The following is a 23,687-nucleotide window of genomic DNA, read 5'->3' on the forward strand; positions in this document are numbered from 1 at the left end:
CCTGTCAGTCGGCGAAGAAGAACTCGTCGGGTCGGTGAATGCCAAAATGCGCGCCGGGTTCCCATGCCCACATGGCCTGTTCGGGTACGTTGCGCAGACGGTTCGATACTACGACGGGTTGTGGGGCACCATTCAGGATACCAATCGCATAAAGCTGGTCAGCGTGGATCTTCAGCATCTCGGTCCAGACGGCTTTGCGCTCATCATCCGTGGTCGCGATTTCCCAGTCATGAGCCAGTTCCATCAGCCGTGCGGCTTCAGGCATATCAGGGGCTTCCCCTACATCACCGCCGGTTTGATAATATTGACCCCATTTCGGCCAAGCCAGAAACACCTGATCCGTTGGGGCCAGATAGGCAGGTGATGTGTGGGCTTGCGGAATGCCGTCATCCCAGCCGAACCAGACCGAGGCCATGGTGTTGCCCGCAAAAACCCGGTTGCGCAGGATGTCGCGGTCCAGTGGGCGCATTACCAGATCAACACCAATCTCACGCCATGTATCTGTCACGATCTGCAGGGCATTCTCGACTTCCTGACGCTCGCCTGCGGTTTCGATGATCAGCTCCATCGGGCGACCGTCAGGCAGAAGGCGAACACCGTTCTTGTCGCGTTGGGTCAGCCCGGCTTCATCCAGCAATGCGTTGGCCTTGTCGATATCATACTGCGCCCAGGCCTTGGCGTTTTCTTCGTTGTAGAAAGGAGAGGCCGGCAGGACCGACATCGCGCCCGGCTGAGCCAGTTTGAAATATAGCGCCTGATTTATCGTCTTGCGGTCGATGGCCAGCGAAAGCGCGCGCCGCACGCGCACGTCACGCAGTACATCACGCCAGCCTTCATCGGCATAGTTCAAGTTGGGATAAATCGCGATCTGGGACGCAACACCAGTTTTCCAAAGCAGTGTCTTGTAGTCCCCGCCGGCTTCACCTTTTTTCAGGATCGACGCATCCCGGAACGCCAGCCCGCGACCTTGAAGATCGGTCTCGCCCGCGTTGGTTTTTGCGGCAACCAGACCGGGGGCCACGATCTCCATCTCGACCACGTCGATATAGGGCAGTTGGACGCCCCTGCTGTCGATGCGGTGGTAGTAAGGATTGCGCACGAAATTGTGCCGGATCTTTTTACCTGAGCTAGCGTTCAGCCAGGGTTGCAGCGTCGGCAACTCGTGATTGTCAAACTTATAGAGGTTGTCGAGTTTGTTGTGCAGTGCAGCCCAGCTTTTGACGCGGGCGTCCTCGACGTTAAAGGCCAGCTCCTCCGCATCTGCGAACTTCTCGTGATATTGTTTCAAAAACTCAGATGGGCGGTAGATAAACGGCGGGCGGGCCTGAGCAAGCGACTGCAGGAAATCCGGGTTTGGGTCTTCCCATTCAAAAACAACGGTCGTTTCATCCGGGAAGGTGACGGTCGGGGTTTTGCCTTCGACGATCAGAAAATCCGGTGGTCCCGACGGGCTGAGCAATTCATTGTTTGCCACGTCCTCCCACCAATACCGGAAATCCTCGGAGGTGAAGGGGGATCCATCCGACCATTTGTGGCCTTCGCGTAGGTTCAGAGTGAATTTCCGGTTGTCTTCAGTGTCAAAGGATTCCAGCAGATCGGGTACGATTTCGTAGTTCTCATCAAAGCCCACCAACCGGGCGTAGCCGTAGACGACCATCTGCCGGATGTCCTTCGAACGGGTAACCATGGTTCGCAGGGTTCCTCCCGGAGTGCCGAATTCACGCCCCTTGGCGTTCAGATCGACGATCAGTGGTTCGGCGGGTAGGCGTTCTTGCACAGGGGGGAGGTTTCCGGCAGCCACTTCGGCTTGCCAGAAAGCGCTTTCCTGCGGGGTGGGTGTCTCGGCCGTGGCGGGCGGAAACCAAAGCGCAGACAGGGCGGCTGCCAGGATCAGGGGGCGAGTGGTCTTAAACATGGCATCGTACCTTATGGCCGGGCTCCATCTCTACCAAAGAAGGTATCACGGAGTCCGTAAATCGGAAGGCGTCTTCCCAACTGTCGGGGGAACCGGCGCCCAAAGCAACCAAATTCAGGTCAATGGGCCGGTTGATGTCGGGTTCCGGTTGAGCAGCGATCAACGCCTTTGTGTATGGGTGGTGCGGGTTGTAGAACAGGGTCTCGGGCGGCGCTTGTTCCACCACAAGACCCCGGCGCATCACCGCAACTTCGTCGGCAATGCGGGCCACGACGGCAAGGTCGTGAGAAATAAAGAAGTAAGACAGGTTCAGGCTATCCTGCAGGTTTTCCAGCAAGGTCAGGATCTGCTCTTGTACAGAAACGTCCAATGCCGAGGTCGGCTCGTCGCAGACAATCAGCTGTGGGTCCAGCATCATTGCCCGTGCGATCGACAGACGCTGTCTCTGGCCGCCCGAGAACGCGTGCGGGTAGCGCTTTAGCATGTCGGCATTCAGACCAACGCGTTTCAACATGTCTGCCGCTTTGTCACGTTGTTCAGCTGGTGAGCCGATATTGTGAATCTCAAGCGGCTCGGTCATGGCGTCCTGAATGCGCATGCGCGGGCTGAGTGAGCTGTAGGGGTCTTGAAACACCATCTGAGCCTTGCGCTGAAAGGATGTGCGCTGGGCGCGGGTCATTTTGTGGACCGTGATCGGATCATCGTGCGGTGCAGTGCGAAACAATACCTCGCCGCCCGGATCCGGGGGCTCGGCCCCTAGCGCGATGCGGGCAGCGGTGGTTTTGCCTGATCCGCTTTCACCGACGACGGCCAGTGTCTTGCCGCGCGCCAAGTTCAGATCGACCCCCCTGCAGGCATGGATCATGCGGTCGCCCTGCCACCCCTTGCTGGAGCGCATCGTATAGGTTTTGGACACATCCTTCATTTGAAGGATCAGGTCCTCATGGGGCATGGGCAACCCAACTGCGTCCTTGTCAGGAATCGCGGGCGCGGCGTCGAACAATTGCTGCGTGTATGGATGCGCTGGCGCGGTCAGAATTGGCGCAGCAGCGCCGGATTCCATGACGCGGCCTTTGTGCATGACGACCACTTGTTCGGCCATGTTCGCCACCACGCCCAGATCGTGTGTCACAAGAATAAGCGCCATGCCCGTCTCGCGCTGCAGCTCCTTGATTAGCCCCAGCACCTGCGCCTGAGTGGTCACGTCCAACGCGGTGGTCGGCTCATCTGCGATCAACAGCTCTGGCTTGGCGACCATCGCCATCGCGATCATCGCGCGTTGCCGCATCCCGCCGGACAGCTCGAACGGATAAGAATCATAGGCGCGCTGCGGGTCGGGGAATCCCACGCGTTCGAATTGGGTCAGAACCTCTTTGCGGGCTTGCGCCTCGGATGCGCCGCGATGCAACCACAGAACTTCGCTGACCTGATTGCCGATCTTGTGCAGCGGCGACAGCGACCGCATCGGTTCCTGAAAGATCATCGAGACCCGATTGCCGCGAATGCCGCGCATCTGGCGTTCACTGATTGCCGTTAGGTCTTCCAAGCCTTTGGAATCATTAAGAGTAATGGTTCCACTGCGAATTTGCGCCGTGCGTGGAAGAATCCGAAGTGCTGCGCGGCACGAGATGGTTTTGCCAGAGCCGGACTCGCCCACCAGTGCCAAAGTCTGCCCGGCCTCGACGTCAAAACTGACACCTTGAACAACGGCCTCACTAGCACCGAACCCGATGCTAAGATCCCTGACAGACAACAACGCAGTCATGCGGGTTTTCCACCCGTTCGGCCGTCACTCGGCATAGGCTTGATCAACTCCCCGTGTTTTTTGACGCAGTTTCGCGCGGTTGCCCCTGTTTAGTCAAACCCGTTCTTGTGTTGAAATGTCGCGGAAATATGAAACTGCGGCGAAATTGCCTACACAAACCCTTGATGATTTGTCATCACAGGTGGTGTCGTTGCCTTGTTATGCGTCGGCAACTATCAAGGAGAGATTTCCCAGTGTCCGATCCCCAAAGTCGTCTTGATCTGTTTATCGACCGTATGGTCTCGCAAAGGGCTTGTCTGGACTTTGCCATTGACCAGACCCAGGACATGCCGGGACCGGTGTTCGAATTGGGGTTGGGCAATGGTCGCACCTATCATCACATGGTGCAGTATGTGCGGAACCGACCGGTCTATGTGTTCGAACGCGCGGTCGCGTCACACCCGGACTCGACGCCTCCGGACGATCTGGTGATTCTGGGAGATGTCCGCGAGACGTTGCCGGCATCGCTGGACCGTTTTGGCGCAACCGCCAGCCTGATTCATGCTGACCTTGGCGGGCATAACCGCGAAAAGAACGACGCTTTTGCACGGTTTGTATCCCCTCTGATCGAGCCGTTGCTGGCCGAGGGCGGACTGATGGTGTCTAGTGACCGCATGTATTTTGACGGATTGACCGAGTTGCCTTTGCCCGACGGGGCCGTCGCGGGGCGCTGTTTCGTCTATCGCCGCTGAAGGGGATGCCAATGCTGTTTTATGATTGCTCGACCGCACCTAATCCGCGCCGTGCGCGGATGTTCATAGCTGAAAAAGGGCTTGAAATTGAAACGCGTGACATCTCGATCGCCAAAGGCGAGCAGTTGAGCAACGAATTCCTTGCGGTCAATCCGAATGGCACTATCCCCGTACTGGTCACAGATGAGGGGACCGCGTTGACCGAAAACCTTGGCATCGCGGCATACCTCGAAGCTCGCTTCCCCGAGCCGCCACTGATGGGGCGTACCTCTGACGAAAAGGGGTTGGTTCTGATGTGGAACAGTATTGTCGAGCAGCAAGGCGGTGCGCCGGTTGCCGAGGCGCTGCGCAATACCCATCCTGTTTTCGAAGGTCGCGCGATTCCCGGCCCGGCGAATTATGCGCAAATCCCGGAATTGGCCCAGCGCGGGATCGAAAGGGTGAGGCGATTCCTCGACATGCTCGAAGGGCGCTTAGCGGAAAGTGCCTATGTCGCAGGCCCGGAGTTTACCCTGGCTGATATCTCGGCCTTTGTATTTGTAGATTTTGCCCGCGTCATAAAAATGCGGATTCCGCAAGAAAACAAAGCGACTCAGGCATGGTTCGATAAGGTCGCAGCGCGCGCCAGCGCCCAACTTTAATTTCGTTGAATTCAATCAACACAATTCGTCGTCACGAACTGTACATAAATGTCTAGACAGAAGTGAACAGTGCGTCTAGCGTCCCGTTTAAGTCATGCAGGGGAGAGCGGGATGAAGTCTCAGTATCGCGTTGTGGTTATCGGAGGCGGGGTCGTAGGCGCTTCGGTTTTGTATCATCTGGCCAAGTTCGGCTGGTCGGATGTGGTGATGCTGGAACGGCGGCGGTTGGCCTCGGGGTCGTCGTGGCATGCGGCGGGCGGTATCCATGCGTTGAACGCCGATCCCAACATGGCGGCGTTGCAGGCCTACACGATCGACCTGCTGAGTGAGATCGAGAAAGAGTCCGGTCAGAATATCGGCCTGCACATGACGGGTGGTCTGACCTTGGCGGGTACGCCCGAACGGTGGGAGTGGTTGCAGGCCAACTACCGCATCTTCCAGTCGATCGGAATTGATGATTGCGAATTGCTGTCGCCGGAAGAGGCGCAAAAACGCTGCCCGATCATGTCCACCGATGGCGTCTTGGGCGCGATGTGGGCAGATCGCGAAGGCTATATCGACACGACCGGTACGGTTCAGGCCTACGCGACGGCGGCGAAAAAGCGCGGTGCGGAATACTATGAGGAAACCAAGGTCGAGAGCCTGACGCAGACGGCCGATGGGTGGGAGGTTGTGACCGACAAGGGCACGATCACCTGCGAGCATGTGGTCAACGCAGCGGGTCTGTGGGCCAAACAGGTCGGGCGCATGGCTGGGGTTGAATTGCCGGTCTCGCCGCTGAAACACCACTACCTGATCACCGACACGGTGCCCGAGGTCGCGCAAGCGGATTTTGAGATGCCGATGACCGTGGACCTAGAAGGCTTCACCTATATGCGGCAGGATCAGAAGGGTGTTCTTGTCGGTATCTACGAGGTCGAGCACGAACACTGGGCCATGGACGGCGCGCCTTGGAACTACGGCGAGGAACTGTTTCAAGAACAGCTGGACCGGATTGAAAATGAGCTGACGCTGGGTTTCGAACGCTACCCCTCGATCCAGAATGTTGGCATCAAGACATGGGTGAACGGCGCGTTTACCTTTGCGCCAGATGGCAACCCTCTGGTCGGGCCGGTGCCGGGCAAACGTGGTTATTGGTCAGCCTGTGCGGTGATGGCCGGGTTCCTGCAGGGCGGCGGCGTTGGCAAGACGCTGGCCGAGTGGATGATCCATGGCGAGCCTGAGGCGGATGCGTGGCCGATGGATGTGGCGCGGTTCGGGGATTTTGCTCAGAATAAGCGTTACATCCGTGAGACCACGGGGCAGTTCTATTCCCGCCGCTTCGTGATGACCTATCCGAACGAGCAACTGCCTGCGGGGCGTCCTCTGAAAATGGCCCCGGCGCATGATGCGATGACCGAGGCTGGGTGTAAATGGGGCGTCAGCTGGGATCTGGAGGTGCCGCTCTATTTTGCGCCGAAAGGGTTCGAGGAAACACCAACGCTGAAACGGTCAAACGCGCATGACATCGTGGCTGAGGAGTGCAAGGTGATCCGCGAGGGTGTCGGTTTGATGGATATTACCGGCTTCTCGCGGTTCGAAGTCAGCGGTCCTAACGCGCAGGTTTGGCTGGACAGGGTGATGGCCTCGAAACTGCCTGCGCCGGGGCGTGCCAAGCTGGCCCCGATGCTGGGTGAGAACGGGCGGCTGAAGGGTGACCTGACCGTGCTGAACTGGGGCGACGGGACGTGGTGGATCATGGGCAGCTATTACCTGCGCGCCTGGCACATGCGGTGGTTCGATGACCACATGATTGACGGTGTCTCGGTCCGCGATCTGGGCGAAGAATATTGCGGCTTCGCCGTGGTTGGCCCGAAATCGCAGGCGGTGGTCGAGAAGCTGGCCGAGCAGGATATCTCGGGTCTGAAATTCATGGGCTGCGGCGAGTTCGATATCGGTCTGGTCCGCGCCCGTGTGGCCCGAATGTCGGTAACAGGCGAGAAAGGATACGAGATCAACTGCCGTTATGGAGATCACATCAAACTGCGTCGGATTTTGCTGGAAGCCGGGGCCGACGAAGGCATCCGCGAATGTGGCTTCAACGCGATGCTGTCCACGCGGCTTGAAAAGAGCTTTGGCATCTGGTCGGCGGAATTCACTCAGCTTTATACGCCGGGGATGACCGGAATGGATCGCTGGATTGACTGGGATAAATCCTTTGTCGGCAAAGAGGCTGCCTTGGCGGAACGCGATGGCAACGGACCGGCGCAAGTTCAGGTCACGCTGGAGGTCGACGCATTGGACGCAGACGCCAGCGGGTACGAGCCCATCTGGGCGGACGGCGAACGCGTGGGCTTTGTGACCTCGGGCGGGTACGGCCACTATACCGGCAAATCGCTGGCAATGGCGCTGGTCAACCGGGACAAGGCCGAGCCGGGGACCGAATTGTCAGTGCATGTGGTCGGCGTCGAACGTTCCGCACGGATCGTTTCGCCGTCGCCTTATGACCCGCAGGGCAAAGCGATGCGGGGCTGATCATGGAGACGCAACGCGGCAGGCGCAGGCGGGGACGGGGGGCCGAGGCCGCCCCCGCACCCAAACGGGATGTGAATTACCGCCAGCTCAAAAACCCGTTTCCGCCGATGGAGGTATTCTCGGCGGATCAGATCGAGGACATGCATGCCTCGGCCATGCGGTTGCTGCAGGAACTTGGCATCAAGGTACTGCTGCCCGAAGCGCGCAGGCTGTACGCCAAGGCCGGGGCAAAGGTCGATGAAGACACCGAGATGGTGTTTATCGGCAAGGATATGGTCGAGGCCGCCGTCGCCTCGGCCCCCAAATCCATCGCTTGCCGGGCAGGGGCGCGGCATCGGGATTTCACGCTGGAACTGGGATCTTTGGTCTTTCAACCTGGTGCTGCGGCCCCCAACGCCACCGACCTTGAACGCGGGCGGCGGCCGGGATCGGGACGCGACTATCTGGAATTCCTGAAGCTCACCCATCATTTCGACGTGTTCCAGATGATCTCGCCCCTGGTCGAACCGCAGGACGTGCCGACCAACGTGCGCCATTATTTCACCACCCGCGCGCAGATGGAGCTGACGGACAAGTTCCCGTTCTTGTTCTCGCGCGGGACACCGCAGGTGATGGATTGCTTTCAGATGCTGGCCGCCGCGCGGGGGCTGTCGGATGATGCATTCCGCGCGGATGCGCATTGTTATACGATCATCAACACCAACAGCCCGCGCACACTGGATATTCCGATGGCGCAAGGGTTGATCGACTTTGCGCGGCACGGCCAGATCTCGATCATCACGCCGTTTACCCTGATGGGCGCGATGGCTCCGATCACCGTGGCGGGCGCGATCACTCTGTCCCATGCCGAGGCGCTGGCCGCGCTGACCCTGACGCAGCTTGCCAATCCCGGCGCGCCGGTCTGTTACGGGACGTTCACCAGCAATGTGGACATGAAATCGGGCGCGCCTGCCTTTGGGACGCCCTCGCATTTTCAGGCGTCCTTGGCAGCGGGGCAGTTGGCGCGGCATCTGGGCCTTCCGTGGCGGTCGGCTGCGGGGTCGGCCTCGAACATCAACGATGTGCAGGCTGCGAATGAAAACCAGTTCGGTCTTTGGGGCTGTCTGATGGCCGGTGCGACGGTGATCATCCACTCGGCCGGGTGGCTTGAGGGCGGGTTGACGGTATCCTACGAAAAACTCGTGAGCGATGCGGAAGTGCTGAACATGGTGGCCGAGCTGTGCAATGGCGCGCAGGCTGGCGCGTCCGAGATCGGGTTCGATAGTGCCCTGCGCGAGGTCGACCCAAGTGGGCATTTCTTCGCCACCAGTCAGACGATGGAGCGTTACAATACCGAATTCTACCAACCCCATCTGCACGACTATGCCAATTTCGGCACATGGACCGAGCGCGGGTCTGTCGATGCCAACCATCGCGCGACCGGGGTCTGGAAGGACATCCTTGCCAATTTCGAATCCCCCGTTCAGAACTCGGATCGGCTGGGCGATCTGCACGACTTTATTGCCCGACGCACAGAGGAGGGCGGCGCGCCGCCCGAGAGTTGAATGAGCAAGCCGATCCTGCACCGCGACGACCCCGAGGCCGAGCCTCTGGTCGGCAATATCAAGGTCACGCGCGACGACTGGTTGAACGTGGCAATGGACGTTCTGATCTCGGACGGGATCGACCAGATCAAGGTGCTGAACCTGGCCGAGCGGATGGCGGTGTCGCGGTCTTCGTTCTATTGGTATTTCAAATCGCGGCAAGAGCTGCTGGACGCTTTGCTGGCACGCTGGCAGGCGACCAACACCGCCGGGTTGATCCGTCAGGCCGAGGCCCCGGCAGACACGATCACGGGCGCGGTGTGCAATGTGCATCGCTGTGTGGTGAATACCGACCTGTTCGACACCGCGCTGGATTTCGCCATCCGCGACTGGGCGCGCAAATCGGGCAAGGTGCGCCGTGCGCTGGATCAGTCGGATGCGCGGCGGCTTGAGGCGCTGCACGCCATGTTCGTGCGCTATGGCTATCCCGAGGTCGAGGCCGAGACCCGAGCCCGCGTACTGTATTACATGCAGATCGGCTACGATCTTGCGCAACTGAATGAACCCATGTCTGTGCGGATCGCCATGGTACCGCACTATTTGTTTGTTTTCACCGGGGTCGAACCTCGCCGTGAAGAGATCGAGGAATTCAGCGCCTATTCCCGGCGCTATTGGAAAGGAGACCCGGCATGAGCCAGCCAGACGCAATCATCATCGGAACCGGCGTGATCGGCGCGGCCATCGCGTTCGAGATGGCAAAGGCAGGGTGGAAAACCTTGTCGCTGGACAGAAATACGCAGGTTGGGCATGGCTCGACCGCCGGTTCCTGCGCGATCATCCGGATGCACTATTCGACCTTTGATGGCACGGCCTTTGCGTGGGAAGGCTACCACTACTGGCGCGATTGGGCGGACTATCTAGGGTTGCCGGAAGACGCCAACCTGGCGCAGTTCCGCGAAACCGGGTGTTTGGTCATGAAGACCGAAGCCAACGGAATGCTGGAAAAACACATGGTCAACAGCGCGGATCTGGATTGCCCGTTCGAGGAATGGACGCCCGAGAAGATCACCGAACGCCTGCCCGTCTATTCCATGGACAGTTTCACACCGCCCAAACGCATGGACGATCCGGAATTCGGCCAGGCCAACGGGCGCAAGATGCAGGGCGGGGTGTTCTGGCCGCAGGCGGGTTATGTGACCGACCCGGCCCTGTCGGCGCAGAACCTGATGGATGCCGCCAAACAGCATGGCGCCGAGGTGCGAACAGGGGCCGAGGTGGTTGAAATCCTGACAGAGGACGGGCGCGTGGCTGGGGTCAAGCTGGCCTCGGGAGAGGAGATCCGTGCCAAGGTGGTGGTGAATGTGGCCGGGCCGGGCTCGGCCATCATCAACGGTATGGCGGGGGTGCTGGATGATATGACCATCGAGACGCGCCCTCTTCGGCAAGAGGTCGTGCATGTGCCTGCGCCCGAAGGGTTCGATTTTGAGAATGATGGCACCATCGTCTCGGACAGCGACATTGCGCTGTATTGCCGCCCCGAGCATGGCAACCATATTTTGGTGGGCTCGGAAGACCCTGAATGCGACCCGCATCAGTGGTGTGAAGATGACGTGACCTACAACCGCGATTTCACAGATCAGTGGACCACGCAAGCAATGCGATATGCTCAACGGGTGCCCAGCCTTGGTATCCCGTCCAAAACGCGTGGAGTGGTGGACTTGTATGATGCCTCGACCGACTGGATTCCGATCTATGACAAATCCAGCCTACCGGGGTTCTATATGGCCTGCGGCACAAGCGGGAACCAATACAAGAATGCGCCGATTGCGGGCAAGATGATGGCTGCTCTGATAGACTATGTCGAAGGTGGCGCTGATCATGACGCCCAACCGCTGCAGTTTACGTTGCCCTATATCAACCGCGTGATCGACGTTGGGTTCTATTCCCGGAAGCGCCCGATCAACGAGGAAAGCAGTTTTTCAGTTTTGGGGTAGTTTGACGCGCAAAACGCTCTAACCTTTCTGGGGACTGCAACAAGGCAGGACCCCAAAATGACCGATACTCAGACCCGAGTTTTGATTCTTGGAAGCGCGCCGTCTGCCGTCGCAGCGAAAGATTGGGAGCGTTCGCCATTTACGCACATAGTGGCGATCAACAACGCCTGGCGTATTCGTAATGATTGGGATGTACTGATCCACCCCGAGGACTTCCCGGTCGAGAACAGACCCGCCGCGACGGTTAGCAGCCAATCCATTGTTGGTGCCGCAGACTACGTACCTTTGCAAAACGACTATGGTGGGTTCGTCTATGCGGGCGGCACGATGGCCTTTACCGCAGGGTACTGGGCACTGGCTGCGCTGCGCCCCTCTGTGCTGGCATATTTCGGCTGTGACATGGTGTATCCCAGCGCTGGAAAGACACATTTTTATGGAACCGGGGCGGCCGATCCTTTGCGTGCTGACGTTACGCTTAGGTCACTTGAAGCAAAATCGGCTCGGCTTGGGTTGTTCGGTGCTGCTCAGGGTTGTCGGATCGTGCGGCTTTCCAACGGGGAAAGCAGGCTGGTCTATCCTTCGGTCGCTTCGACATCGCTTGGTTCGGTCGATCTTCCGTGCACGCATGGGATGAGTGCGGCATTGCAGCGTGAAAAAGAGCTGGGTTACTACGTGCCGTCGGGTCGCTATTGGGAGCATTCGGATGCGTTTGACACCGACCGAATAGATGCATTGGACAAGATGTGGCTGTCAGCTTACCGGCCGAGTGCTTTGGGTAAGGTCGCCTAAGCTGCGAATTTCACCCAGGCCCAGACCATCGCGACATAGGTTAGATTGTGCAGGCACTGATCCAGCCCGGCCGCGCGCCAAAAGGCCGCTTGCGTTGGCATTAGTTGCTTTTTGTCGGAATAGCTGGCCTTTGCGAAATCAATATTGAAATGCACGATCCATTCCAGCGCGGCGATGATAAGAATAAACGCCCAAGGCGAGCCAAATAGTAGGAAAACAATGACGGACCCCACAACATGCACTGCCGCATGTTGTGCGCGTCCCATATGAAAATATTCCCCGCGTCCCGCCAGCATTTTCGGCGTTTGGAGGTAATAGTCCGCAAACATATGTTTGATCTGCAATAAGCAGAGCATCAAAAACACTGCGCCTAAATTGGCATGCAAATGAATCCTCCCGACATCGTCCTGATACAAACACTAGGCGGTAACTTGTGGTTGCGCAAATGAACTTGTTCACATTCGGCGAAAATCTGATCAAATTGGAAACTGTTTGCGTCGCTGGCCACGATTGCGGTAAATTCAAACCATTGGATTTGCGACAATGTCGCCAAGATCGGGTCAGTGATCCGCAGCAGGGGCAGGTTCCATAGAACGCACGATTTTCCGCTTTATTTGGAAATACTCCAAACGCGATCAGTTGATCTTGCTGGCCGTGACTGCGACGCTGTTTCCGCTGCTGTACCTGACGCTGGAATTACCAAAACGGATCATCAACGATGCGATCGGGGCCGGAAGCTCGGTGGTGAACGTGATGGGCTATCAGCTGCCGCAGACCACCTTCCTGATCATCCTGTGTTTCGCGTTTCTGGCTGCGGTTCTGGCCCACGGCCTGATGAAAATGCGGATCAACACGATGAAGGGCGTTCTGAGCGAGCGGATGCTGCGTCGTTTCCGGTATCAACTGATCAGCCGCGCGCTGCGCTTTCCCCAACCTTATTTCGAGCGCGTCAGCCAGGGTGAGATGGTCTCGATGATCACCGCCGAAAGCGAGCCGATGGGCGGGCTGATGGGGGACGCGATCAGCCAACCTGTGCTGCAGGCCGGGCAGATGATCACCATCCTGTCTTTCCTGTTTCTGCAAAGTGTCTGGTTCGGCCTTGCCGCGGTTGCCTTGATCCCGGTGCAGGCCTGGTTGATCCCCAAGTTGCAACGTCAGATCAACCTGCTGAATAAAAGCCGGATCCAAGAGGTCCGTATCCTGGCCGCTCAGATTGGGGAAAACGCGGCGGGCGCGTCGACGCTGCGCACGAATGGGGGGTGGCGGTACCGTCGTGCGATGATCTCGGACCAGCTGGGGCGGCTGTTCAGCATCCGTTTCGAGATTTACCAGAAAAAGTTTTTTATGAAGTTCATCAACAACTTCATTTCGCAACTGACGCCGTTCCTGTTTTATCTGGTTGGCGGTTTGCTGGTGCTACAGGGCTCGGTTTCGCTGGGTGCGCTTGTTGCGGCGCTGGCGGCCTACAAGGACCTGAGCTCTCCGTGGAAAGAGCTGCTGACCTACTACAATCAGACTCAGGACATGTCATTGCGCTGGGACGTAGTGGTTGAACGGTTTGCGCCCGCGGGGATGGTTGACGAAAAACTGTTCGAAGGCGAACCAGACAGCACGCCGCGCCTGAACGGCGATATAGCACTGGATCACGTCTCGGTCCGGGATATGGACGGCAATCAGGTTCTTGATGACCTGAACCTGACCTTTCCCGGTGGAAAAACCATCGGCGTCGCGGCCCCCAGCGAAGAAGATCGGCGCGCCCTGGCAGAATTGCTGACGCGCGAGATCATACCTTCGTCCGGGCGGGTTGAAATCGGGGCGGAAAACATGGCCGACCTGCACCAAGGCGTCGTTGCTGCACGAGTTGGATACGCGTCTTCGCGTCCGGTGATGTTTCAAGGCTCGTTGGGCGACAACGTGATGATGCCGATGCGGTTCAAGCCAGTGACGGGCGGAGTTGAAGATCATGACTTTGCAGAGACCCGGCGGGCAGGGAATAGTGACGATCCCTACAGCGCCGAATGGCTTGACCCTTCGCGGGCTGGTGTTGAAAGCGCCGAATCTCTGCGCGACTGGTGGCTGCATCTGATCGACGGCATGGGCTCGGGCGCAGCGCTTTTCCAGCGTGGGGCAGAACAGGTCTTTGAACCGGGCGAACATCAGGATCTGGCCCGGAAGCTTATCGAATTGCGACCCCTTGTACAGCAGGCGGTGCGAGATGCCGGGCTTGAACAGCAGGCCCTGATCTTTGACTGGTGCTGCTACAATCCTGCCTTACCCGTTGCCGAAAACCTGCTGTTCGCGACCCCGCGTGTGCCTGTGACGCAGGACTTGCTGGCCCGCCAACCTGTCTTTTTGGGAGAACTGCGAGAACTGGGCCTGGACGAGACACTGGTCAACCTGACGCGCGATGTGGTGGATATGCTGCGGCAGATCTTTGGTCTGGACGGCACAGACCATCCGCTGTTTCGAAAGCTGGGCCTTGAAGCACAGACTTATGAAAGCGCGATAGAATTGCTGGAGCAGACGCGGGATGAAGGGGTCTCGGGTCTGAATGACGAACAGCTTGCTAACCTGCTTGCCGTTCCCGTTGTGATTTCGGCCGAGCAAATCGGTCCGGCATTTTCAGATGAACTGAAGAACCGCATTCTTGAACTGCGCCACAGTCATTCGCATAAACTGCTTGAGACTTTGCACGATGTGTTTGTGCCATTGAATGCCGAAGAATTTGCGCCCGGCCTGACGGTGATGGAAAATGCGTTGTTCGGCAAGGTCAGCCAGATTGGGGGTGCGCGCTCGGACGAGGTGCGCAAACTGATCGTGGATGTTCTTGACCGCAACGGGGCACGGCCACAGGTGGTCGAATTGATCTATGACGTTCCGGTGGCGCTGGGTGGTCAGAATCTGCCGGCGGTTTTTGCCGAGCCGCTCTCGTTCACGCGCGCGACGATTAAGAAACCGGATATCCTGATTTTGGACAATGCGCTGGCCAGCTATGACATGGCCACGCAGGTGGCGGTCTATAAGAATATCCGATCTTTGCTGCCTGAGACGACCGTCATTTATCTGAACGATCAGTATGACAATCCGGACGTATTCGACATGTATGTCGAAATCCGGCAGGGTCGGGTGGTTTCAGATGAAGGACCTGCGGACGTGGAAGAAGACAGTGCAGCCTCGGCCGACTTGGCGCGCAAGCTGCGCGCGCTTGAGCAGACGCCGCTGTTTTCGGGTCTTGACCGTCGTCAGCTGCGCCTTTTGGCCTTTGGTGCCCGCTGGTTTGATGCCAAGCCCGGCGAGGTTGTGTTCCTCAAGGACGACCAACCCACAGATGGGGCCTATGTGGTGTTGGAAGGCGAAGCGGGTCTGTATCTGCCACAACCTGACGGACCGGATCAGTTGATCACAAAAGTTGGTGCAGGAGCGCTGGTCGGAGAGCTGGGCCTGATCCGCAAAGAGCCGCGCGCACTGAGCATGCTTGCCGAGACGAACCTGTCCTGCCTGCGGATCGGGGAAGAAGAGTTCTTGGCCGTTGTCGAAAACGACGCCGCCACGGCCTTTAAGCTGATGCAGGTGATTGCAGGGTATGTGTCAAACTAGTCTTGCGGTTTACAGAACAGGTCGTAAAGCAAACCAATCATTTGGGCTGTGTTTCCGTCCTGCAACGAATAGTAGATCGTTTTCCCCTCGCGTCGGGTCGACACCAGCCCCTCGCCGCGCAATCGCGCCAGCATCTGGCTGACGGCGGCTTGTCGGATATTCAGCAGGTTCTCAAGCTCACCTACTGATTTCTCACCTTCGCCCAAATGGCAAAGGATCATCAGGCGGCCTTCATGGGCCAGAATTTTCAAGAACGCAGCGGCATGCGCGGCGCTCTCTTGCATATCTGAAAGGGCGCTGTCCTGATCCTGAGCGTCTTTTTCCTTAAGTGTCACGTGGGGGCCTGCTTGCGATAGGGGGTCAAGGTAATATGCCCCAAACCGCAGCAGTTTGTCACCCCTCGGTTGCAGGGGCACCGCCCTGAAACGCATTGCCGTCGACGTAATTGCAGGGCTCTTCCTGCATCTGAAGGTGTAATCCGTCACCCGTGAAAGGATGCGCCCGCGCCAGGTCCTCGTCGACATCGATGCCCAGCCCTGCGGCCGTAGGTGCCGTTACAAAGCCGTTTTCAACGCGCAACGTGCTTTTGATCAGGGCGTCGTGAAATGGGGTCTCGATCGTTTCCAGCAAAAGCAGATTTGGGATCGAAGCCGCCAGATGAATATTCGCGGCCCATTCCACCGGCCCTGCGTATAAGTGCGGAGCCATTTGTACGTTAAAGACCTCGGCCATGGCAGCGACTTTCTTCATTTCCCAGATGCCGCCGGCGCGGCCCAGTGCAGGTTGAAGAATCTCGGCTGCGCCTGCGCGCAGGACGGCTCCGAACTCGGCCTTCGTGGTCATTCGTTCGCCTGTTGCCACAGGAATTCGGACATTGCGGGCAACGCGGGCCATGTCCTCGATCATGTCGGGGGGTGTGGGTTCTTCGAACCAAAGTGGCGAATATGGCTCTAGCGCCTGACCCAGGCGGATCGCACCGGCGGTATTGAATTGGCCATGGGTGCCGAACAGCAGGTCGGCCTTGTCGCCCACGGCCTCACGGATGGCCTTGCAGAAGGCGACAGACATCGAGATATCGGACATTGCAGGCATATGCCCGCCGCGTATCGTGTAAGGCCCGGCAGGGTCGAACTTGACCGCTGTAAAGCCGCGTCGAACCATTTCAGCAGCGCATTCAGCTGCCTGATCAGGTGCAGTCCAAAAGTCGTCAAGATTATGCTGGGGTAAGGGGTACAGATAGGTATAGGCGCGGATCCGATCATTCACCAGCCCGCCCAGCAGAGCGTAGACGGGACGGTCGCGATCTTTGCCCAGAATGTCCCAGCACGCGATCTCAAGCCCCGAAAACGCGCCCATGACTGTCAGATCGGGTCGTTGTGTAAAGCCGCTGGAATAGGCACGGCGGAACATCAGCTCGATGTTTTCGGGGTTTTCGCCCTGCACGTGACGCTCAAAGACGTCCCGAATGACATGGCGCATAGCATCAGGGCCTACAGATGAAGCATAGCATTCGCCCCAACCGGTTATGCCTGTGTCGGTCGTGACTTTGACCAATATCCAATAACGCCCGCCCCAACCGGGTGCCGGCGGAACGGTCACAATGATGTCGAGGTCCTGCAGCTTCATGGCGTCTCCTCCGGTCGTTTGCCTCAGGCTTTGTCGAACATGATCACGTTTCGCTTGGCCGAGCCGGTTTTGGTGTCTTCGATCGCCTCGTTGATCTGCGACAACGACCACCGGCCCGAGATCAGCTCGTCCAGCTTCAGCCGCCCCTGTTCATACAAGTCAATCATCCAGGGAATATCGCGCTGTATGACCACATCGCCCATTTTCGATCCGATCAGGCCTTGCCCTAGCGCTGCAAGGATAACGGGTTCATAGCTTGACTGATCACCTGAATGAGGCATCCCGATCATGACAGCCTTCCCACCGGGCCCAAGATAGCGGGGTGCCTGATCATAGGCCGGGATGGCACCTACCGTGATCAGCACGGCGTCGGCCCCACGCCCGCCCAAGGCTTTGTAGGCGTCCTTCCATGGTGACTTCGACGTCGCCAAGACACCATGCGTCGCACCGAACTCTGCAGCGATGTCCAACTTATCTTCGGTCATATCGACGGCCACAATGCGCCGCGCTCCGGCGATACGCGCGCCTTGAATGGCGTTTAGTCCCACGCCGCCGGCGCCGATCACGACCACGTCCTGCCCTGCGCGCAGACCGGCGGCGTTCACCGCGGCACCCACGCCGGTGATCACACCGCAGGACAATAGGCTGGCTACATCCTTGGGCATATCTGACGGGATTTTCACGATCTGACGGTGGCTGACCACAACCTTTTCGGCAAAGGCACCGCAGGCCATGGCCTGTTCCAGCGGTCCACCATCGGCCGTGCGCAGCGGCCCTTTAACGGTGTCATATGGCGTTTCGCAAATCGTTGGGTTGCCGCCTGCACAAGACGGGCAGGATCCGCAGGCGCGGATGAGGGTGACGACAACCGGATCGCCGATGGCAAAGTCCCCAGCTGCCGGACCAACCGCAGTAATGAAGCCCGCGGCCTCGTGCCCGTAAACGGCAGGCAGGAACCCACCCCAGGCACCGCTTGCGTAGGATATATCCGAGTGGCAGATCGCGACCGCGTCCAGAGTGACTTCGACCTCGCCCGATTGAGGTGGCGCGATTTGGACGTCCTCGATGACCAAGGGGTCACCGAAGGCCCGGCAGACGGCGGCTTTGATTGTTTGCATCTCTTCCCTCATTTCCTTTGGGCCACGGTGGCGCGCCGGATTGCAGGCTGCAAGGTGGAATCCGTCACAGCGGTGTCGCTGTTACTCTTTTTTGGGTTTTGTTTTCAGAAAAGCTGCAAAGCCGATGACCATCAAGACCATAGCAAGCAGGAAAGGGGCACCCGGCAGATAAAGTCCCGTATCTGGTCTGGCAAACTGCGCAAAGACGCTGGTCATCAGCAAGGGGGAAATCACCATCGATAGGGCATGCAGTGAGGTAAGGACGCCTTGCAACTCGCCTTGCTGGCTGTCTGGCGTAGCCTTGGACATCATCGCTTGCAAGGCGGGGGTCACAACCGCACCCAACGCGGTGAGAGGGATCATCAGCAATGCGATCAGACCACTTGTCAGAAACGCCAGAATAGCGAAGCTGATAATCTCGATGACCATGCCGTAGATGATCGTTCCTCTTTCGCCCAGATACCGGGTAGCTGGCCGGATCAACCCGCCTTGAACGGCAGCCATGCCAATTCCATAAACACCAAGGGACAAGCCGATCATCTGGGGGGACCACCCAAACCGTTCAGTGGTGAAATAAGCCCAGATGGCAGGGTATACGTAAATTGAGATCGAATAGAGGAAATAGACCCACAGCATCGGGCGAATGCCGGGCAATCCCGCAATGGCGCGGAGGGAGTTAATCGGGTTTGCGCGGCGCAGATTGAAAGCTCTGCGCGTTTTGTCGGTCACGGTTTCGGGCATTACGAAAAGACCAATTGCAAAGGTCACCAATGATAATGCAGCGGCCGCCCAGAAGGGGGCACGGGTCCCGTATTCGCTCAGCAGGCCGCCGATCACGGGGCCCAAAACGAACCCGACGCCGAAAGCTGCGCCGAGCAGACCGAAATTGGCCGCCTTTTCTGCGGGTTTGGAAACATCTGCCATAAAGGCTGCTGCAGTGGCGTGGGTGGCCGCTGTGACTCCACCGACAATCCGTCCAACTAATAACAGCCAAATACTGCCCGCCAATGCCATCACCACATAGTCCAACGACATAACGAACAGCGACACCAGCAGAACTGCCCTGCGCCCATAGGCGTCTGAAAGATTGCCGAGGATGGGGCCGAAGACGAATTGCATTGCCGCAAATGCAGTGCTGAGAACACCTCCCCAAACTGCTGCACTGGCCAGCGTACCGCCCCGAACTTCGACGATGAGTTCGGGCATGATCGGCAGAACCAGCCCAATGCCCATTGCGTCGATCATGACTGTGAGCAGGACAAAGAGAAAGGGAGGACGCATGGAAACCGCTGAGTGAATACTTCGGCACTCTAGCCACAGAGTTCATCGCTGAAAAGTGGCTTACGCCCCGCCCTCGTGGGGCAAGTCACTTGCGATACTGTCCAATATTCCGGCCAGCTGACCCGGATGGGAAAAGAACGGAGAGTGAGAGCTGTCGATGCTATGCCGCATGGCTTCGGGAACGCCGAAACTCATCTGCTTTTGATACTCGGGCGGGATCGTGCGGTCGTCGGTGGCTTGGATATAAGCCTTGGATACGCGCGCGAATGCATCGCTGAGCGGCAGGGGCGTATCTTGCGGCGCAATGGCCTGAGGACATAGCCGTGAAAGCGCAAAGGGTACGGTTTCAGCCGGGCAGTCGTGATAAAATAGATCCTGAACCCGCTCGGGCTTGACCGTGTAGGATAGACCATCTGCCGATTTGTCCACTGCATCTCCGATGGTCTGACGAGGGGACTGCCGGCGCATCTCGATCATCGACATCCCGTCCTTTGGAAGGTAAGCGCACAAATACACTAGGGCGCGCATCCCTTTCGGTTGGGCCTCGGCCGCGGCGCTGATCGGGTAGCCGCCCCATGAATGCCCGACGACAATCGACTGCGGCGAACACGCCTTGAGTACCGCGTCGCGGCATCCCTGCAATGTCACCTCGGAAACCGGTGTCGGATCAGCACCGTGGCTAGGCATGTCGATTGCGCGTGCCGTATGCCCCAAGGCGGCAAGTTCGGGGATCAGATCGCGCCAGCACCACGCACCGTGGCATGAGCCATGGACCAAAAGGAAATCTGCCAATGCTGTTCTCCTTCAGATATGCCCGATATCCGCCAGGAAACGACTTAGAATCGCTGCGTATTCCTGGGGTTGCTCGACACAGGGCAGATGCCCGGCTCGGCGCATCAGTTCAAAACGAGAGCCGGGGACAAGATCAATGGTTTCTCGTACCAGATCAGGCGGAGTTGAGCCATCCTCGCTGCCGGCAATGCCCAGCGTCGGCAATCTTAAGCCGCTGGTTGGCGTATAGAAATCCGTGCCTGAAATCGCCGCGCAACATCCCAAGTATCCGTCCTCGGGTTGTCGCGCCATCATGTTGCGCCATAACAGGTGATCTGGCGTCGCCCGAAAGGCTTTTGAGAACCAGCGTTCCATTGTGGCGTCCGCCAGCGCTTCGATCCCACCTTCACGAATGGCGTCCATACGCTGGTGCCACATCGCTGGTGTGCCGATTTTGGCCGCGGTATTCGACAAGACCAACCCGCGGATCAAGTCCAACCGTTTGACGGCCAACCCTTGTGCGATCAGCCCGCCAATCGAAAGGCCCACGAACACACAGTCCCGGATTTCGAGGTGATCCAGCAGGGATTCTGCATCCCGAACCAGCGCCCCCATAGAATACGGAGCGGGTGGTGCAGAAGACAGCCCGTGCCCCCGTTTGTCATACCGGATCAGGCGAAGCCCGGCCGGCAGATGAGGCAATACGGCGTCCCAAAGCCGCATATCCGTACCCAGCGAATTGGCGAACACGACCGGTGCCCCGCTAGGATCGCCATCCTCACGGTAGTGGAGCTTTACGTCCCCGAAATCTGCAATTTGCATGACACAATCCCCGTTCGTCATACGTTAAGCCAGCACCCTGCCTTATCGGTCCTGTGTTGTCAGGTCAGGAATTCCAGCGCTTTTCCAAAGACTTCCGGGCCAGCGTTGCCGCCAGATGCCAATACGATAACAGTGTCGCCTTCAATTTCGGCGCCACGGTACAAAGCGGCCGCCAACGACACAGCGCCGCCGGGCTCCAACACTATTTTCAATCGCAAAAACGCTTGGGCCATGGCGCGAAGGGCTTCCTCTTCCGTGACCGAAAGGCCCGGACCGCACAAACGGTTCAGGATGGGAAAGGTGAGGTCGCCGGGCTGCGGTGTCAGGATCGCATCGCAAAGATTGCCGGATGTCGCCCTGTTCGCCTGAATATGCCCGGTCGCCAATGAGCGTTTCACATCGTCAAATCCTTCGGGCTCACACGGGCGCGGGCGAAGCCCCGGAGCGTGACCCTCCAATGCCAGCGCGATTCCAGACGTCAGCCCGCCTCCGCCGCAGCAGACAAGAACGTCGGCTTGGGTGACGCCGAGGGCAGTGGCTTGCCGGGCGATCTCCAATCCCGTCGTGCCCTGACCCGCTATAACCTGTGGTTCGTCATAGGGTCGGATCAGCGTCAAGCCACGCTCGGCTGCAAGGGCTTCGCCGATCTCTTCACGGCTTTCATTGGCGCGATCGTACAACACCACTTCTCCACCCAAAGCGCGGGTGTTGTTGATTTTTAACTGTGGCGCGTCCGAGGGCATGATGATGACGGAGGATATGCCGTGTTGTGCGGCGGCATACGCTACCCCCTGTGCGTGGTTGCCCGACGAATAGGCGATCACGCCGCTCTGGCGCTCGGCTTCGCCCAATGCGGAGATGGCCGACCAAGCCCCTCGAAACTTGAAACTGCCCGTGTGCTGCAGGCATTCGGGTTTAACCAGAACCCGACGGCCAGCAAGTTCATCAATGAACGGAGAGGATAGCAGCGGCGTTTCCCGCACATGTCCTTTCAGCCGTTCAGCGGCGGCTTCGATCATTTGCAATGTGCTCATAGGGCGTCCAGTGTTTTTCGGATCAGTTCCAGCGATTCAGGTTCATCCAGAAAAGGCGCATGGCCCCGGTCTGGAACCGAGACAGAGACCAGCCCCGGATGTCGATCATGCATCTCGGCCAGGGTCTGCTCGCTTAGCACGTCCGAGTTTTCGCCGCGAATAACACCGGTCGGGATGTTTCGCAGAGCTTCAAAGAACAGCCACATGTCCGGTATCGCGCCTGCCGCTGCCTGATCCAGAAGAGCGGTGCGCAGGCTTGGGTCATAGCGCAGTTTCAAACCTTGTGGGGTTTCCTCGTTCTGGAACTCAGCCATTTGTCGCCACCTTTGCAGGGGAACACCGGGGAAATGCGCCTCCATCATGTGCTGCAGGGCACGCGCCGCATCGTCATAGGTCTTTGATACGGGTTGTTTGCCGACATAGTCCATGATCTTGGCGATACCCGACGTATCGATGACAGGGCCAATATCGTTAAGCACAACTGCGGCCAGACGCTCCGGGTGGCTGGCAGCCAGTGCCATGGCGATCAGACCCCCGCGTGACGTTCCGATCACTGATACCCGCTCAAGGCCAAGGTAATCCAGCAATTCAATGGCGTCATGCGCTTCGCGCAAGACGTTGTAGTTGCCATGGTCAGGGTCATAATCCGATTGTCCACGCCCCCGGTAATCCATTGCGATCATTCGATGATCGGTCATATGTGGTGCCAGAAACGAAAAATCCTGTGTGTTACGGGTCAGCCCTGCTAGACAGAAAACAGGCGCGCCGGACCCGGTGTCTTCAAAGTAAAGTTTCTTGCCGTCAGAGGTCGTGAAAAAGGGCATTACAGTCCTGCGATTTGGGGAATGGTCGTCAGGTCGGACAGTATATGCGCAGGTTTCCATGGCAAGCGATCCATCGGCTCCTGTGCCCGGTTGACCCAAGTGGTCACGAAGCCGTACCCGCTGGCCCCCGCGGCGTCCCACCCGTTTGAACTGACAAACAGGACCTCGTCCCGCGCGCATCCAAAACGTTGTTGAACCAGATCATAGACTTTGGAATGCGGTTTGAAGACGCCGACACTTTCGACCGACAGAACATCGTCCAGTACATCGCCGATGCCGGCCGATTGGACCGCTCCGTCCAGCATCGGAGGGGAGCCATTCGAGAGTATTGCAGTCTGAAGGCCGCCAGCTTTCAGAGCGGCTAGCATGTCGGGAACCTCGGGGTAAGCCTGCAATTCCCAATACAGGTCCAGCAAGCGTTGTCGCAAGGTCGCGTCGCCGTCCAGTCCAGTGGCCTCCAGCGCCCAGTCCAACCCATCTTGGGTCACGTCCCAGAAATCAGCATGTGCGTCGGCAACGGCGCGCAGCCATGTGTATTGCAACTGTTTCAACCGCCAGTAATTCGCCAGGTCGGGCCACTTTTCCTGCAATGACTCAAAGCCCGGTTCTGCCGCGGCCTGTCGTGCCGCAGCCGCGACATCAAAAAGCGTTCCATAGGCGTCGAAAACGCATGTTGTGATCGGCATCGTGTCCCCTCCATCCATCCGGCGCAGGTTTGCACAACAGGTGGTCGCTTGAAAGG

At 58.4% G+C, this 23,687-nt stretch carries 20 protein-coding genes; 8 read left to right on the forward strand and 12 right to left on the reverse strand.

What is annotated here, in order from left to right; all coding sequences use genetic code 11:
- Positions 1–4: 4 nt before the first annotated feature.
- Both J7380_RS00170 and J7380_RS00175 read right to left on the reverse strand, forming a co-directional pair.
- The gene (locus J7380_RS00170; RefSeq protein WP_209193959.1) at positions 5–1,915 is read right to left on the reverse strand and encodes an ABC transporter substrate-binding protein; all 1,911 of its coding nucleotides are present in this window, start codon (positions 1,913–1,915) and stop codon (positions 5–7) included.
- The gene (locus tag J7380_RS00175) at positions 1,908–3,680 is read right to left on the reverse strand and encodes an ABC transporter ATP-binding protein (RefSeq protein ID WP_209193960.1); all 1,773 of its coding nucleotides are present in this window, start codon (positions 3,678–3,680) and stop codon (positions 1,908–1,910) included. Before J7380_RS00175 ends, J7380_RS00170 begins: the two co-directional genes overlap by 8 nt.
- Positions 3,681–3,880: 200 nt before the next feature.
- Between J7380_RS00175 and J7380_RS00180 the strand changes: the two genes are divergently transcribed.
- The 7 genes from J7380_RS00180 to J7380_RS00210 all read left to right on the forward strand — a co-directional run bounded on the left by J7380_RS00180 (position 3,881) and on the right by J7380_RS00210 (position 11,872).
- Complete coding sequence (locus J7380_RS00180) at positions 3,881–4,411, forward strand: class I SAM-dependent methyltransferase (protein ID WP_170753598.1); 531 nt, start codon at positions 3,881–3,883, stop codon at positions 4,409–4,411.
- An 11-nt stretch (positions 4,412–4,422) separates the two neighbouring features.
- The gene (locus tag J7380_RS00185; protein ID WP_170753601.1) at positions 4,423–5,052 is read left to right on the forward strand and encodes a glutathione S-transferase; all 630 of its coding nucleotides are present in this window, start codon (positions 4,423–4,425) and stop codon (positions 5,050–5,052) included.
- A 111-nt stretch (positions 5,053–5,163) separates the two neighbouring features.
- A complete protein-coding gene (locus J7380_RS00190; RefSeq protein ID WP_209193961.1) occupies positions 5,164–7,566 on the forward strand; it encodes an FAD-dependent oxidoreductase in 2,403 nt (800 codons plus the stop codon).
- 2 nt (positions 7,567–7,568) lie between these two features.
- Positions 7,569–9,110: a trimethylamine methyltransferase family protein gene (locus J7380_RS00195; protein WP_209193962.1), complete on the forward strand. Its 1,542-nt coding sequence runs from the start codon at positions 7,569–7,571 to the stop codon at positions 9,108–9,110.
- The gene (locus J7380_RS00200; RefSeq protein WP_209193963.1) at positions 9,111–9,782 is read left to right on the forward strand and encodes a TetR/AcrR family transcriptional regulator; all 672 of its coding nucleotides are present in this window, start codon (positions 9,111–9,113) and stop codon (positions 9,780–9,782) included. It begins immediately after the preceding gene.
- Positions 9,779–11,083, forward strand: a complete 1,305-nt coding sequence (locus tag J7380_RS00205; RefSeq protein WP_209193964.1) for an FAD-dependent oxidoreductase — start codon at positions 9,779–9,781, stop codon at positions 11,081–11,083. The genes J7380_RS00200 and J7380_RS00205 overlap by 4 nt, the downstream gene beginning before the upstream one ends.
- Before the next feature lie 57 nt (positions 11,084–11,140).
- Positions 11,141–11,872, forward strand: a complete 732-nt coding sequence (locus J7380_RS00210; RefSeq protein WP_209193965.1) for a hypothetical protein — start codon at positions 11,141–11,143, stop codon at positions 11,870–11,872.
- Here the strand turns inward: J7380_RS00210 and J7380_RS00215 are convergent.
- Entirely contained in the window at positions 11,869–12,258 is a 390-nt protein-coding gene (locus tag J7380_RS00215; RefSeq protein ID WP_247742341.1) for a DUF3307 domain-containing protein, read from the reverse strand. The genes J7380_RS00210 and J7380_RS00215 overlap by 4 nt on opposite strands.
- Before the next feature lie 253 nt (positions 12,259–12,511).
- Between J7380_RS00215 and J7380_RS00220 the strand changes: the two genes are divergently transcribed.
- Positions 12,512–15,469 carry a cyclic nucleotide-binding domain-containing protein gene (locus tag J7380_RS00220; protein ID WP_247742342.1) on the forward strand — a complete coding sequence of 986 codons (2,958 nt, stop codon included), beginning with the start codon at positions 12,512–12,514 and terminating at the stop codon, positions 15,467–15,469.
- Here J7380_RS00220 and J7380_RS00225 read toward each other — a convergent pair.
- The 9 genes from J7380_RS00225 to J7380_RS00265 all read right to left on the reverse strand — a co-directional run bounded on the left by J7380_RS00225 (position 15,466) and on the right by J7380_RS00265 (position 23,631).
- Entirely contained in the window at positions 15,466–15,753 is a 288-nt protein-coding gene (locus tag J7380_RS00225; RefSeq protein WP_170355056.1) for a metalloregulator ArsR/SmtB family transcription factor, read from the reverse strand. The genes J7380_RS00220 and J7380_RS00225 overlap by 4 nt on opposite strands.
- 109 nt (positions 15,754–15,862) lie before the next feature.
- The gene (locus J7380_RS00230) at positions 15,863–17,095 is read right to left on the reverse strand and encodes a mandelate racemase/muconate lactonizing enzyme family protein (RefSeq protein WP_209193966.1); all 1,233 of its coding nucleotides are present in this window, start codon (positions 17,093–17,095) and stop codon (positions 15,863–15,865) included.
- 23 nt (positions 17,096–17,118) lie between these two features.
- Complete coding sequence (locus tag J7380_RS00235) at positions 17,119–18,213, reverse strand: Zn-dependent alcohol dehydrogenase (RefSeq protein ID WP_209193967.1); 1,095 nt, start codon at positions 18,211–18,213, stop codon at positions 17,119–17,121.
- A gap of 81 nt (positions 18,214–18,294) precedes the next feature.
- Positions 18,295–19,494, reverse strand: a complete 1,200-nt coding sequence (locus J7380_RS00240; RefSeq protein WP_209193968.1) for a TCR/Tet family MFS transporter — start codon at positions 19,492–19,494, stop codon at positions 18,295–18,297.
- A gap of 60 nt (positions 19,495–19,554) precedes the next feature.
- Positions 19,555–20,286, reverse strand: a complete 732-nt coding sequence (locus tag J7380_RS00245; protein WP_209193969.1) for an alpha/beta fold hydrolase — start codon at positions 20,284–20,286, stop codon at positions 19,555–19,557.
- Positions 20,287–20,298: 12 nt separating this feature from the next.
- The gene (pcaD, locus tag J7380_RS00250; RefSeq protein ID WP_209193970.1) at positions 20,299–21,087 is read right to left on the reverse strand and encodes a 3-oxoadipate enol-lactonase; all 789 of its coding nucleotides are present in this window, start codon (positions 21,085–21,087) and stop codon (positions 20,299–20,301) included.
- Between the two features lie 59 nt (positions 21,088–21,146).
- Positions 21,147–22,121 carry a threonine/serine dehydratase gene (locus J7380_RS00255; RefSeq protein WP_209193971.1) on the reverse strand — a complete coding sequence of 325 codons (975 nt, stop codon included), beginning with the start codon at positions 22,119–22,121 and terminating at the stop codon, positions 21,147–21,149.
- Positions 22,118–22,945, reverse strand: coding sequence for an alpha/beta hydrolase (locus tag J7380_RS00260; protein WP_209193972.1), 828 nt, complete (start codon positions 22,943–22,945; stop codon positions 22,118–22,120). Before J7380_RS00260 ends, J7380_RS00255 begins: the two co-directional genes overlap by 4 nt.
- Positions 22,945–23,631, reverse strand: a complete 687-nt coding sequence (locus J7380_RS00265) for a haloacid dehalogenase type II (RefSeq protein WP_209193973.1) — start codon at positions 23,629–23,631, stop codon at positions 22,945–22,947. Before J7380_RS00265 ends, J7380_RS00260 begins: the two co-directional genes overlap by 1 nt.
- Between the last annotated feature and the right edge of the window lie 56 nt (positions 23,632–23,687).

Source organism: Ruegeria sp. R8_1 (assembly GCF_017743815.1).
Classification (GTDB): Bacteria; Pseudomonadota; Alphaproteobacteria; order Rhodobacterales; family Rhodobacteraceae; genus Ruegeria; species Ruegeria lacuscaerulensis_A.

Coding starts and splice junctions, on each gene's coding strand:
- J7380_RS00235 (WP_209193967.1), bottom strand. CDS start 18,213: ATGCAAACAATCAAAGCCGCCGTCTGCCGGGCCTTCGGTGACCCCTTG.
- pcaD (WP_209193970.1), bottom strand. CDS start 21,087: ATGCAAATTGCAGATTTCGGGGACGTAAAGCTCCACTACCGTGAGGAT.
- J7380_RS00225 (WP_170355056.1), bottom strand. CDS start 15,753: ATGCAAGAGAGCGCCGCGCATGCCGCTGCGTTCTTGAAAATTCTGGCC.
- J7380_RS00265 (WP_209193973.1), bottom strand. CDS start 23,631: ATGCCGATCACAACATGCGTTTTCGACGCCTATGGAACGCTTTTTGAT.
- J7380_RS00210 (WP_209193965.1), top strand. CDS start 11,141: ATGACCGATACTCAGACCCGAGTTTTGATTCTTGGAAGCGCGCCGTCT.
- J7380_RS00190 (WP_209193961.1), top strand. CDS start 5,164: ATGAAGTCTCAGTATCGCGTTGTGGTTATCGGAGGCGGGGTCGTAGGC.
- J7380_RS00175 (WP_209193960.1), bottom strand. CDS start 3,680: ATGACTGCGTTGTTGTCTGTCAGGGATCTTAGCATCGGGTTCGGTGCT.
- J7380_RS00205 (WP_209193964.1), top strand. CDS start 9,779: ATGAGCCAGCCAGACGCAATCATCATCGGAACCGGCGTGATCGGCGCG.
- J7380_RS00255 (WP_209193971.1), bottom strand. CDS start 22,121: ATGAGCACATTGCAAATGATCGAAGCCGCCGCTGAACGGCTGAAAGGA.
- J7380_RS00260 (WP_209193972.1), bottom strand. CDS start 22,945: ATGCCCTTTTTCACGACCTCTGACGGCAAGAAACTTTACTTTGAAGAC.
- J7380_RS00195 (WP_209193962.1), top strand. CDS start 7,569: ATGGAGACGCAACGCGGCAGGCGCAGGCGGGGACGGGGGGCCGAGGCC.
- J7380_RS00180 (WP_170753598.1), top strand. CDS start 3,881: ATGCGTCGGCAACTATCAAGGAGAGATTTCCCAGTGTCCGATCCCCAA.
- J7380_RS00200 (WP_209193963.1), top strand. CDS start 9,111: ATGAGCAAGCCGATCCTGCACCGCGACGACCCCGAGGCCGAGCCTCTG.
- J7380_RS00240 (WP_209193968.1), bottom strand. CDS start 19,494: ATGCGTCCTCCCTTTCTCTTTGTCCTGCTCACAGTCATGATCGACGCA.
- J7380_RS00230 (WP_209193966.1), bottom strand. CDS start 17,095: ATGAAGCTGCAGGACCTCGACATCATTGTGACCGTTCCGCCGGCACCC.
- J7380_RS00170 (WP_209193959.1), bottom strand. CDS start 1,915: ATGTTTAAGACCACTCGCCCCCTGATCCTGGCAGCCGCCCTGTCTGCG.
- J7380_RS00185 (WP_170753601.1), top strand. CDS start 4,423: ATGCTGTTTTATGATTGCTCGACCGCACCTAATCCGCGCCGTGCGCGG.